The sequence below is a fragment of the Kosakonia cowanii JCM 10956 = DSM 18146 genome, assembly GCF_001975225.1.
Taxonomy (GTDB): Bacteria; Pseudomonadota; Gammaproteobacteria; order Enterobacterales; family Enterobacteriaceae; genus Kosakonia; species Kosakonia cowanii.
This window is the reverse complement of record NZ_CP019445.1, coordinates 4,330,542-4,342,440: the sequence shown is the minus strand read 5'-3', so window position 1 is coordinate 4,342,440 and position 11,899 is coordinate 4,330,542. Positions and strand designations below refer to the sequence as shown.

The 11,899-nt window shown below is 53.2% G+C and carries 12 protein-coding genes; 8 read left to right on the top strand and 4 right to left on the bottom strand.

What is annotated here, in order from left to right:
* Nucleotides 1-149 precede the first annotated feature (149 nt).
* The 6 genes from galS to BWI95_RS20575 all read left to right on the top strand — a co-directional run bounded on the left by galS (nt 150) and on the right by BWI95_RS20575 (nt 6,114).
* Nucleotides 150-1,175, top strand: a complete 1,026-nt coding sequence (gene galS / locus BWI95_RS20600) for an HTH-type transcriptional regulator GalS (protein ID WP_054804180.1) — start codon at nt 150-152, stop codon at nt 1,173-1,175.
* A gap of 295 nt (nt 1,176-1,470) precedes the next feature.
* Nucleotides 1,471-2,469: a galactose/glucose ABC transporter substrate-binding protein MglB gene (mglB, locus tag BWI95_RS20595; RefSeq protein ID WP_023479914.1), complete on the top strand. Its 999-nt coding sequence runs from the start codon at nt 1,471-1,473 to the stop codon at nt 2,467-2,469.
* 84 nt (nt 2,470-2,553) lie between these two features.
* On the top strand, nt 2,554-4,074 hold the full coding sequence (gene mglA / locus BWI95_RS20590) for a galactose/methyl galactoside ABC transporter ATP-binding protein MglA (protein WP_042715899.1): 1,521 nt from the start codon (nt 2,554-2,556) through the stop codon (nt 4,072-4,074).
* 15 nt (nt 4,075-4,089) lie between these two features.
* Nucleotides 4,090-5,100 carry a galactose/methyl galactoside ABC transporter permease MglC gene (gene mglC / locus BWI95_RS20585; protein ID WP_023479719.1) on the top strand — a complete coding sequence of 337 codons (1,011 nt, stop codon included), beginning with the start codon at nt 4,090-4,092 and terminating at the stop codon, nt 5,098-5,100.
* A gap of 140 nt (nt 5,101-5,240) precedes the next feature.
* The gene (locus BWI95_RS20580; RefSeq protein WP_023479777.1) at nt 5,241-5,477 is read left to right on the top strand and encodes a bssS family protein; all 237 of its coding nucleotides are present in this window, start codon (nt 5,241-5,243) and stop codon (nt 5,475-5,477) included.
* 265 nt (nt 5,478-5,742) lie between these two features.
* Nucleotides 5,743-6,114 (top strand): hypothetical protein, encoded by a 372-nt coding sequence (locus tag BWI95_RS20575; protein ID WP_232374396.1) that lies wholly within the window; start codon nt 5,743-5,745, stop codon nt 6,112-6,114.
* A 9-nt stretch (nt 6,115-6,123) separates the two neighbouring features.
* Here the strand turns inward: BWI95_RS20575 and sanA are convergent, their stop codons facing one another.
* The 4 genes from sanA to BWI95_RS20555 form a co-directional block, all read right to left on the bottom strand.
* On the bottom strand, nt 6,124-6,837 hold the full coding sequence (sanA, locus tag BWI95_RS20570; RefSeq protein ID WP_023479806.1) for an outer membrane permeability protein SanA: 714 nt from the start codon (nt 6,835-6,837) through the stop codon (nt 6,124-6,126).
* A 123-nt stretch (nt 6,838-6,960) separates the two neighbouring features.
* Nucleotides 6,961-7,842 carry a cytidine deaminase gene (cdd, locus tag BWI95_RS20565; RefSeq protein ID WP_076770161.1) on the bottom strand — a complete coding sequence of 294 codons (882 nt, stop codon included), beginning with the start codon at nt 7,840-7,842 and terminating at the stop codon, nt 6,961-6,963.
* 129 nt (nt 7,843-7,971) lie between these two features.
* Nucleotides 7,972-8,667, bottom strand: a complete 696-nt coding sequence (locus tag BWI95_RS20560; protein ID WP_076770160.1) for a CidB/LrgB family autolysis modulator — start codon at nt 8,665-8,667, stop codon at nt 7,972-7,974.
* Nucleotides 8,664-9,062 (bottom strand): CidA/LrgA family protein, encoded by a 399-nt coding sequence (locus BWI95_RS20555; protein WP_054804179.1) that lies wholly within the window; start codon nt 9,060-9,062, stop codon nt 8,664-8,666. Before BWI95_RS20555 ends, BWI95_RS20560 begins: the two co-directional genes overlap by 4 nt.
* Before the next feature lie 231 nt (nt 9,063-9,293).
* Here BWI95_RS20555 and dusC point away from each other — a divergent pair, with 231 nt between their 5' ends.
* Together dusC and BWI95_RS20545 are read left to right on the top strand one after the other, a co-directional pair.
* Complete coding sequence (gene dusC, locus BWI95_RS20550) at nt 9,294-10,232, top strand: tRNA dihydrouridine(16) synthase DusC (RefSeq protein ID WP_054804178.1); 939 nt, start codon at nt 9,294-9,296, stop codon at nt 10,230-10,232.
* A 328-nt stretch (nt 10,233-10,560) separates the two neighbouring features.
* Complete coding sequence (locus BWI95_RS20545) at nt 10,561-11,889, top strand: OprD family outer membrane porin (RefSeq protein WP_054804177.1); 1,329 nt, start codon at nt 10,561-10,563, stop codon at nt 11,887-11,889.
* The last annotated feature ends 10 nt before the right edge of the window (nt 11,890-11,899 follow it).

Sequence of the window (11,899 nt, the reverse complement as noted above, 5' to 3'; positions counted from 1 at the left end):
GGATCACAATCGTTAACAAATGCGATGTAACCGTTTCCATTGATGTGATGCCTCTCACGTAGCAAAGCCACCGCGACTGCCAGAATAGCCTCCTTACTTTACCCAGGGGGTGCCTGTGACGTGCCGCCATTCAGACAAGGTGGGAAAAAATGATCACCATTCGTGACGTTGCCCGTCATGCGAACGTCTCCGTCGCGACGGTTTCCCGCGTACTCAACAACAGCGCCCTGGTCAGCCAGGAGACGCGCGAAACCGTGATGCAGGCTGTTGCCCAGCTGGGTTATCGCCCGAACGCCAACGCCCAGGCGCTGGCGACGCAGGTGAGCGACACCATCGGCGTGATCGTGATGGACGTCTCCGACGCCTTCTTCGGTGCGCTGGTCAAAGCGGTGGATACCGTCGCGCAGGAACATCAAAAGTATGTGCTGATTGGCAACAGCTACCATGAGGCGGAAAAAGAGCGGCACGCCATTGAGGTGCTGATACGTCAGCGCTGTAACGCCCTGATTGTGCACTCAAAAGCGCTCAGCGATGAAGAGCTGACGGGCTTTATGGAGCAGATCCCCGGCATGGTGCTGATCAACCGCGTGGTGCCCGGTTACGCCCACCGCTGCGTCTGCCTTGATAACGTCAGCGGGGCGGTGATGGCGACGCGCATGCTGCTGAATAATGGCCATCAACGCATCGGCTACCTCGCCTCCAGCCATCAGATAGAAGATAACGATTCACGCCGAGAGGGCTGGTTCCGCGCACTGGAAGAGCAGGGCATTGCCGCGCCGGACAGTTGGGTTGGCACCGGTTCGCCGGATATGCAGGGCGGGGAGGCGGCGATGGTAGAGCTGCTGGGTCGCAATCTGCAATTGACCGCCGTTTTTGCTTACAACGACAGCATGGCAGCGGGTGCGCTGACGGCGCTGAAAGACAACGGCATTGCGGTGCCGCAGCATCTGTCGCTGATTGGTTTCGATGATATCCCCATTGCCCGTTACACCGATCCGCAATTAACCACCGTGCGCTACCCTGTGGCGTCAATGGCACGGCTGGCAACGGAGCTGGCGCTACAGGGGGCGGCGGGCAAGCTCGATCCGCAGGCCGCACACTGCTTTATGCCTACGCTGGTACGTCGTCATTCTGTGGCGTTGCGACAAAGTGTGGCGCCGATCACTAACTCGTAATGCGTCGCGATGTAACCGTTTTCAATCTGTGAGTAAATTCACAGTATCTTAACAAGGCGCTGACTATGATGTCAGCGTTTTGGAAGCTGAAACACGATGTAACGGTGAGTATTCATTTTTAATGAGACGTTCACGTAAAAGCATCGGATAAAGCGATCTTCTGGAGCGTTACCGAACACGGACGATTGAATTTTTTTAGCGTGAACGTCGGGTGTCAGTAACCTCTTCTTAACATACTGACCCGCCGAGCACTATTCACAAGCACTACCCTGCATATAATAAAACCGGAGATACCATGAATAAGAAGGTGTTGACTCTGTCTGCTGTCATGGCAAGCATGCTGTTTGGCGCAGCCGCACACGCAGCGGATACCCGTATTGGTGTGACCATCTATAAATATGACGACAACTTCATGTCCGTTGTGCGTAAGGCGATTGAGAAAGACGGTAAAGCAGCACCGGATGTTCAGCTGCTGATGAACGACTCCCAGAACGACCAATCCAAACAGAATGATCAGATCGACGTCCTGCTGGCAAAAGGGGTTAAAGCCCTTGCCATCAACCTGGTTGACCCGGCTGCGGCGGGCACGGTGATCGAGAAAGCGCGCGGCCAGAATGTGCCTATCGTATTCTTCAACAAAGAGCCTTCCCGCAAAGCGCTGGATAGCTATGACAAAGCTTACTACGTCGGCACCGACTCCAAAGAGTCCGGCGTGATTCAGGGCGACCTGATTGCCAAACACTGGGCGGCTAACCCGGGCTGGGATCTGAACAAAGATGGTCAGATTCAGTTCGTGCTGCTGAAAGGCGAGCCGGGCCACCCGGATGCTGAAGCGCGTACCACCTACGTGATTAAAGAGCTGAACGATAAAGGCATCAAAACCCAGCAACTGGCATTAGATACTGCAATGTGGGACACCGCCCAGGCGAAAGACAAAATGGACGCGTGGCTCTCTGGCCCGAACGCTAACAAAATCGAAGTGGTGATTGCCAACAACGATGCGATGGCAATGGGTGCGGTTGAAGCGCTGAAAGCCCACAACAAATCCGCGATTCCGGTATTTGGCGTCGATGCACTGCCAGAAGCGCTGGCGCTGGTGAAATCGGGCGCGATGGCCGGTACCGTGCTGAACGATGCCAACAACCAGGCGAAAGCGACCTTCGATCTGGCGAAAAACCTTGCTGATGGCAAAGGTGCGGCAGATGGCACCACCTGGAAAATTGAGAACAAGATTGTCCGTATTCCTTACGTCGGCGTTGATAAAGACAACCTGGCGCAAATTACCGGTAAATAAGATTTAGTTCGACCGTTCTCACTGGGCGTATTGTTTAATACGCCCTTTTATAAAAATGATATGCCAGGCCAACAAGGTAGAATTATGGTCAGCAATAATACTCAGTCGTCAGGTGAATTCTTGTTGGAAATGAGCAATATCAACAAGTCCTTTCCCGGCGTAAAGGCGCTCGATAATGTCAATTTAAAAGTCCGTCCTCACTCTATTCATGCATTGATGGGTGAAAACGGTGCGGGTAAATCGACATTATTAAAATGCCTTTTTGGGATCTACCAAAAAGATTCCGGCAGCATTCTATTTCAGGGTAAAGAGATCGATTTCCACTCCGCTAAAGAGGCGCTGGAAAACGGTATTTCGATGGTGCACCAGGAGTTGAACCTGGTATTACAGCGTTCGGTGATGGATAACATGTGGCTCGGGCGTTACCCGACCAAAGGCGTGTTTGTCGATCAGGATAAGATGTACCACGACACGAAAGCCATCTTTGATGAGCTGGATATTGATATCGATCCCCGCGCGCGAGTCGGGACATTATCCGTTTCCCAGATGCAGATGATCGAAATTGCGAAAGCATTCTCCTATGACGCCAAAATCGTCATTATGGATGAGCCGACCTCATCGCTGACCGAAAAAGAGGTCAACCATCTGTTTAAAATTATCCGCAAGCTGAAAGAGCGTGGCTGCGGTATTGTTTATATCTCGCATAAGATGGAAGAGATATTCCAGCTGTGCGATGAAATTACCGTTCTGCGCGACGGGCAGTGGATTGCTACCCAGCCGCTGGAAGGGCTGGATATGGATAAGATCATCGCCATGATGGTCGGCCGCTCCCTGAACCAGCGCTTCCCGGACAAGCACAACACGCCTGGCGAGACCATTCTGGAGGTGCGTAATCTTACCTCCCTGCGTCAGCCGTCGATCCGTGATGTGAGCTTTGATTTACGCAAGGGCGAAATTCTCGGTATTGCCGGGCTGGTGGGCGCGAAACGTACCGATATCGTGGAGACGCTGTTTGGTATCCGTGAAAAATCGGGCGGCACCATTAAGCTGCACGGTAAGGCGATTAATAACCATACCGCCAACGAAGCTATTAATAACGGCTTTGCCCTGGTCACCGAAGAGCGCCGCTCAACCGGTATTTATGCCTATTTAGATATTGGATTTAACTCATTAATCTCTAATATCCAGAATTATCGTAACAAAGTGGGCTTGCTGGATAATAGCCGCATGAAGAGCGATACCCAATGGGTTATTGACTCGATGCGGGTAAAAACGCCTGGCCACCGCACGCAGATTGGTTCCCTTTCCGGCGGTAATCAGCAGAAAGTGATTATTGGACGCTGGTTGTTAACCCAGCCGGAAATTTTAATGCTTGATGAACCGACGCGCGGTATTGACGTGGGTGCGAAGTTTGAAATTTATCAGCTGATTGCTGAGCTGGCGAAAAGAGAGAAGGGGATCATTATTATCTCCTCTGAAATGCCTGAGTTGTTAGGCATCACTGACCGTATTCTGGTAATGAGCAATGGCCTCGTCGCTGGAATTGTTGATACTAAAACGACAACGCAAAACGAAATTCTCCGTCTTGCGTCTTTGCACCTTTAAGATCAGGGGCTCCTCATGAGTGCGTTAAATAAAAAGACTTTTCTCACTTATCTGAAAGATGGCGGTATTTACGTCGTTCTTTTAGTGTTGCTGGCCATTATTATTTTCCAGGACCCTACGTTCTTAAGCCTGCTGAACTTAAGTAATATTCTGACCCAGTCTTCGGTGCGTATTATTATCGCGCTCGGCGTCGCGGGCCTGATTGTTACCCAGGGCACCGACCTCTCTGCCGGACGTCAGGTCGGTCTGGCGGCGGTAGTGGCGGCTACGCTGCTGCAATCGATGGAGAACGCCAACAAGGTGTTCCCGGAGATGGCAACAATGCCGATTATCGTGGTGGTGCTGATCGTCTGCGTTATCGGCGCGATTATCGGCTTAATCAACGGTATTATCATCGCTTACCTCAACGTGACGCCGTTTATCACCACGTTGGGTACGATGATTATCGTGTACGGTATCAACTCCCTGTACTACGACTTTGTCGGCGCATCGCCAATCTCGGGCTTCGACAGCGGCTTCTCCACCTTTACCCAAGGCTTTATTGCGCTCGGTAGCTTCCGCCTCTCTTACATCACCTTCTACGCGCTGATTGCCGTGGCGTTCGTCTGGGTGCTGTGGAACAAAACCCGCTTCGGTAAGAATATTTTCGCTATCGGCGGCAACCCGGAAGCGGCAAAAGTTTCTGGTGTGAACGTCGCGCTGAACCTGCTGATGATCTATGCCCTCTCCGGCGTCTTCTACGCCTTCGGCGGGCTGCTGGAAGCGGGCCGTATTGGCTCGGCGACCAACAACCTCGGCTTTATGTATGAGCTGGATGCGATTGCCGCGTGCGTGGTGGGCGGCGTCTCCTTCAGCGGCGGTGTTGGTACCGTGCTGGGCGTGGTGACCGGTGTGATCATCTTCACCGTTATCAACTACGGCCTGACCTATATCGGCATCAACCCTTACTGGCAGTACATCATCAAGGGCGGGATCATTATCTTCGCCGTGGCGCTGGACTCCCTGAAATACGCGCGCAAGAAGTAATCCTTCTGTGCTGCTCTCAAGCCCGCCTTGTGCGGGCTTTTTTATTGTTCTGCTATTAGAAAACTTCATCTATTCGGCATGGAGAAATCCGGCGTCGCTGCTACGCTTTATGTAGTCCCAACGTTTATAAGGAGATTAGGATGAAGAATGAATTCGCTTTTCCGGCATTCCCCGTCACTGGATGGCAAGTTGGCGCGGTAGACAAGCAGCAAAGCATCGTTGTGAAATTTGGTTACAGCACTTCGCCTTATGGCCCGGGTGCATCGACTTTCGACTCGCAGTTTTTCAGCTTAACCCCCGATATGGTTCGCAGCCTGATCTACGATTTGCAGCGCAGCCTGACGGAGCATGAAATCGAGCACGAAAAAGTCGCCTGATTTACCCCCCTTTTTACCTCTGCAAAGGCACGGGTCATGCAGCTTGCGCTGTGTTGTCGTGTGCCTTGTTATGACCTGTAAACCCCCGTCCTGCGCGCATCCTATTGAAGAACCGATCAAATTTAAGGGGATTCTGAAGGTCTTCATCGCAGCGGCTACATACGCTTAAAGGACAATCTTTGAGAGTTGTGATGGCAGCTCAAGGGGCGCTTATGAATTTTGTTTTTTTAGAATTGACCACGCACCGCATGAAAAAACCAGCCAGGTGAATTTCGTCTTAAAAAATGTTGAACTGCTTCGTGATGGCGAAGTGATTGCCGTACCCGGCGATCTCACCGTCACGTCGTTGCCTTTTTTCTACTTCTGCTCGGTGCAAACCGGGTTTCGCAAGATCGAGTACAGAATGGCCAACAACCCGCCGGCACGGATCACCTGCAGCGCAGGCTATCTGAAAACGGGAGACTATCTGGTTGAGACACCGGAAGGGGAGAAGGTGATGCAGTTTAACGCGCTTAACGGCACATGGACGCTGGATAAGAACACCTCTGCTGTTATCGACCACCAGGCCTTTATCGCCCGTGACTTTATGCTCCTGCGTCCGGTGAAAAGCAGTGGCCGTACGGTGCCATTCACGTAATCCGCTCTGCTACCTCTTTTTTTGCATATCAATTAACTGCTCGGCCGTGACTGCCGGGTAGCCCTGAGCATCTTCGGGCACTTCATGCATCGCAGGGATCGGCACTAAAGGCCCAAGGAAACGGGGTTCACGTTTAAACAGATAGAGATCCGCAATTGTCCCGAGCCGGGCGCCAAATTCGCGCGCCCGCACGCTCCACATATCTTTAGGCGACGGCACGGCGTAGCACTGCGCCTGAATGCCTAAGTGGCGGGCAATAAACAGCGCGCGTTCACAATGGAAGCGCTGGGTGATGATAATGAAGTCATTGGTGTCGAAAACCTTGCGGGTGCGCACAATTGAGTCCAGCGTGCGGAAACCGGCATAATCGAGCACGATATCCGCAGGGTCAACGCCGCCGGCGATCAGATCCTTACGCATCGTCACCGGCTCGTTATAGCTCTGCTGGGCGTTATCGCCGCTCAACAGCAGGTAGTTCACCTTGCCGCTGTTATAGGCGTTAAGAGCGCCCTGAATGCGGTAGCGGTAATACTGGTTGATGACACCCGTGCGGTAATATTTTGCGGTACCAAGCACCACGCCGACCTGGCGCCAGGGGAGATCCTGCAGGTCGTCGTAGATATAGGGGGCGGTTTTCCAGCTCATCCAGCGATCGAGACCCAGCGCGGTTAACACCAGCAGACCAATCAGGACTATCAGGCTGTAAAAAACACGCTTTAACATGAAGCTGGCTCGGTAAGGGATTGAAATTGCACTCAGGCTACTTTACCCACACCGCAAGCGCAAGAAACGGCAGCTCAATCGCGCTGTTTTTCATCACTGCGGCCTTAACCGCAGTGATGCGCATCATAGCGTTACGCGCTCAACCGCGTCGCAACCTAACGCACGCAGCGTTGCCGTTGTTGCATCCCACTGCGTTAACGGCGCGTCAGCGCGTTCCGCCAGCACGGCGCGCGTAATGTCCTGGTAGTCGAAACCGCTCAGGCTGAGCAGGTTAAGCGCGCCCTGCAACGGTGGCAGGGTCGGGTTAAACGCCGCGTTCTCCGCATAACGTCCGCTGATGATCTGCCCATCGCGGCAGAGCAGAGCAACGCCGGAAGGGGAGTGGGTATAAGGGGAGTGGCTCTGGCTGGCTGCGGTAATCGCCGCCTGCGTCAGCGCATCGCCGCGCGGGGCGAAACCGTGATCCTGGGCGTCCATCAGCAGGGTTTTAATCTCAAGATCTTTCGGCCCGAAGGCATCCGGCAGGTAATCACCGAGCGTATGCGGCGCGCGGCCTGGCAGATTAATGCGCAGCGAAAGTCCGCTGTTGAGCTCATTCATAAACTGTCGGCAGTGGCCGCACGGCGTGTAGTTTACGGTCACCGATTCGAGTGCGGTCTCACCGCGCAGCCAGGCGTGGCTGATGGCGCTCTGCTCGGCGTGCACCGTCTGCTGCATGGTGGCACCGATAAACTCCATATTGGCACCGAAATACCAGTTGCCGCTGACGCCGCGGGCAATCGCGCCGACATTGAAATGGGAGAGATCCGTGCGCGCGCAGGCGGCAGCGAGGGGCAGCAGCGCGAAGGCCAGCGCATCGGCATCGAGCTGTGTCGCGCTTTGCAACGTTGCCACCTGCTCCGCGCTCAGCATAGCGGGGAAGTGTTCATCCGCCAGCAGAGGCGCCAGCGCGGTCTGAAGTTCACCCGGCAGGCCGGAAAAAGCAGTGTGAAAACGGGAATGCATAGCAGTGCCTCATAGCAGTGTATTGGAGAGACAGTGTACGGGCCTGCTTCGCTTTTATATGTGATTCAAATCACACTATTTATGCAACTAATGAAACGCATTGAAGAATTGCGCGACACATCGCAAATTTTAACCCCACAGCGCAATCAGCAGCGGAAAGAGGAACGGCGCGATAAGCGAGGTGATAATCCCGCAGATCACCAGCGCCAACGAGCTGAAGGCGCCCTCCTGGTAATCAAGTTCCGCGCTGCGCGCGGTGCCCAGCGCGTGCGAGGCGGTACCCATTGCCAGCCCGCGTGCCGATTTGGTCTTAATGCGCATCAGGTTCAGTAAGGTGTGCCCAAAGACTGCGCCAAGCACGCCGACAAAAATCACGCACACCGCGCTGATTGCCGGAATGCCGCCAATGCTGCCACCCACCGCCATGGCAATCGGCGTGGTGACGGACTTTGGTAATATCGAAGCAGCAATCTCCGGCGTGGCCCCCATCAGCAGCGCGATAAGCGTTCCGCTGATCATCGCCACCAGGCTGCCGATAAAGCAGATGGTAATAATCGATTTCCAGCGTGCACGAATCTGATGCAGCTGTTCATAAAGAGGAAACGCCAGCGCCACGACTGCGGGTTGCAGCAGATCGTTGAGCACTTTACTGCCCTGGAAGTAGTGATCGTAGGGCGTACCGGTCAGCAACAGCAGCGGTATGATCACCACCATCGCGATCAGTAAAGGGTTAAGCAGCGCCAATTTAAAGCGCGCGGCCAGTTTGCGGGCGGCGAAAAAGACCGCCAGCGTTAACGGCAGGGACCACCAGATATAGGCCATCACTCTTTTGTTTCCTCACGACCGGCTACTTTACGCTCGCCGTGTACCAGATGGGTACTCCAGCTCACTACCAAAAAGACCACCAGCGTGCTCACCGCGCACGAGACCACAATCGGGCCGAACTGTGCGCGCAGCACGTCGTAATACTGCATGACGCCGACGCCGATAGGGACAAACAGCAGCGCCATGTAGCGAATAAGCAGAAAACAGCCGGGATTGACCCACTTCGCTGGCAGGATCTGCAGCGCCAGCAGGACAAACATAATCAGCATGCCAATAATGCTGCCTGGAATGGCGATCGGCAGCAGAGAGGCGACAAAAATACCCGCATATAAGCAGGCATAGATGAGTGCGAAGGCTCGCAGGTACTGCCAGATGATTATCAGTGATTTATTCATGGTGGAAATCCTTGCTGAAACGCATTCATCATACAATTAAAGCTAAAAACGTGCTACCGATCACATCATGAATTTTGAGCATACCAGACATTCCATTTGGTTAAATTATGTGTTCAAACCAGCCAGAGTGTGAAAAAAAGGGACGCTAAGCCTTCAGCGCTCGATGATAATGGCACTTTCCTCGCTACCGGAGAGCGGCTACTATGTCGCCTCATTTTTTCGGGGTGATTTATGCGTGTATTACTGGCTCCAATGGAGGGCGTGCTCGATTCTCTGGTGCGCGAGCTGCTGACTGACGTCAATGATTATGATCTCTGCATCACCGAGTTTCTGCGCGTGGTCGATCAGCTGCTGCCGGTAAAATCCTTCCATAAAATCTGCCCGGAATTGCAGCGCCAGAGCCGCACCTCCTCAGGCACATTAGTGCGCGTTCAGCTGTTGGGTCAATATCCGCAGTGGCTGGCGGAAAATGCTGCCCGCGCGGTTGAACTCGGCTCGTGGGGGGTTGATCTGAACTGCGGTTGCCCGTCGAAACTGGTCAACGGCAGCGGCGGCGGGGCGACATTACTCAAAGATCCGGAGCTGATTTATCGCGGCGCGAAGGCGATGCGTGAAGCGGTGCCGTCGCATCTGCCGGTGACGGTGAAAATTCGTCTTGGCTGGGAGAACTCCGCCCGCCAGTTTGAAATTGCCGATGCGGTACAGCAGGCGGGTGCCAGCGAACTGACGGTGCATGGCCGCACGAAAGAGGATGGCTATAAAGCCGAGCGCATTAACTGGCAGGCGATCGGTGAGATCCGACAGCGCCTGTCGATCCCGGTTATCGCCAACGGTGAAATCTGGGACTGGCAGAGTGCGCAGGCCTGCATGGCGGCGACCGGCTGCGATGCGGTGATGATTGGCCGCGGCGCGCTCAATGTGCCAAACCTCAGCCGGGTGGTGAAATATAACGAGCCGCGTATGCCCTGGCCTGAAGTGGTTGCGCTGCTGGCGAAATACAGCCGGCTTGAGAAGCAGGGTGATACCGGTTTGTATCATGTTGCCCGCATCAAGCAGTGGCTGGGCTATCTGCGCAAAGAGTACGCTGAAGCTGGTGAGCTATTTGCGGAAATTCGCACCTACAAAACCTCTCAGGATATTGCGGCAGCCATTGCGCGCGCCGAAATATAGGATCCTGCAACGCTACGATGTAATTGCCTCAATTCGTAGCGTTATCTGAGTCACACTTTTACGCTCTTACCTAAATTGCTCGTAGATTATTTCCATGTGGGATGGTATTTATTTACCCACACCATCGCAGGGTTGTTACTGTTAAACAGGCAAAACCTAAACCATCAAATTCACCACTTGTGAATTTCGGGTTTGGGTTTTTTTGTTTTGATGGTGTGAATAAATAAAAGCTGTAAAGCAAATAACTATAAGGAATTGTCTGAGCCTTACGCGTTAGCACTATTTTTAACGCGGCAGTTGCGGCCAGCAATATAAAAATGGAATAGAAATGGCACATATTAAATTCGCCTTACCTTTGGCGTTCCTGTCAGGTATTAGTGGCACTTGCGCTTTTGCCAATAGTGAACTGCCCAACACTCAGGGTTTTATTGAAAATAGTCGATTCGATGTCACGTTAAAAAATGTCTGGATGATTAATACTAATAACCAGCTCTCAGAAGCCGGTATTGGTGACCAGAAAGCGTGGGCGCAGGGCGCGCTGCTTGATTATCAAAGCGGCTGGTACCGGGATGCCATCGGTATCGATGCCTCATGGTATAGCGTGGTCAAGCTCTACGCGAACAAAGACTTTGCCGGGCGCGATCTGCTGCGCGATAACAACGGTCATGCGGAAGGGTTCAACAAAATTGGTCAGCTTTACGCCAAGCTCAAATGGGAGGATGAGCATGCGTACGCCAGGCTCTATGCGGGCTGGAAGCAGCTTTATAAGTTCGGTACGCTCAGCGTCACGCGCAGCCGGGCCGCACCAAGTTCATGGCAGGGGGTAAGTCTCGAGAGCGGCCTGGGCGATCTCTCTGCCCGCGCCGCCTGGGTCACCCGTTTTTCAGAACGTGATGAACCGGAAAAGCGCCGCTTTTATACTTTAAAAACTAATAAGCCCATCGATTACATTGTTACCGGTGATATAAGCTGGAGTCCTGATAAAAATACCCGCGTAAGCTGGCTGGCAGGCGAAAGTGATAATTATCTTTTCCGTCAGGGAATAGAGGCGCAATTCACATTGCCACTGGCTGAAAAAGAGTCGCTGTTATTACGCAGTGCCTGGTATTACAATCGCGGGCTGGCAGAGTGGGAAGGTGCGCGCGGATTTACCCATAGCGCGCAGCATATTTTTGCGCTGATGGGCTACCAATATTACGCAATGGAGTCAGGTGTCGCTTGGTCAAAAACAAAAGCGCCGTTGGATAATGGCCTCGGGCACTTTTATTGGCATATGGGTAAAAACACCCGTGGCGCATTTAATAGCCCGGCGGATGGCGAAGGCAATGATTACGTCAATGATAATGAGCAGATGATTTATTGGTACGGTAAATATGTTCTCTCGCCGGAATTGACCACAGGTATTTTCGCTAATTATGGTTTTGGGGCGAAATATCAGGGCGTCAAATTAAATCAGTGGGAGTATGGCGGTTTTATTGCGTGGACGTCGAAAGCTGTCTCTGGCTTATCGCTGTTTGCCGGCTTTGGCCCAAGCTACAGCTGGAAGCTGGTAAAAGGCAAACCCTGGCTGACGGACGATAAGCGCGATTTCCATCGTTCCCATGGCCTCGGCGGCGGCATCACCATGGAATACAAATTTGGTCTGCATAATCAATAAGGAGATTCAC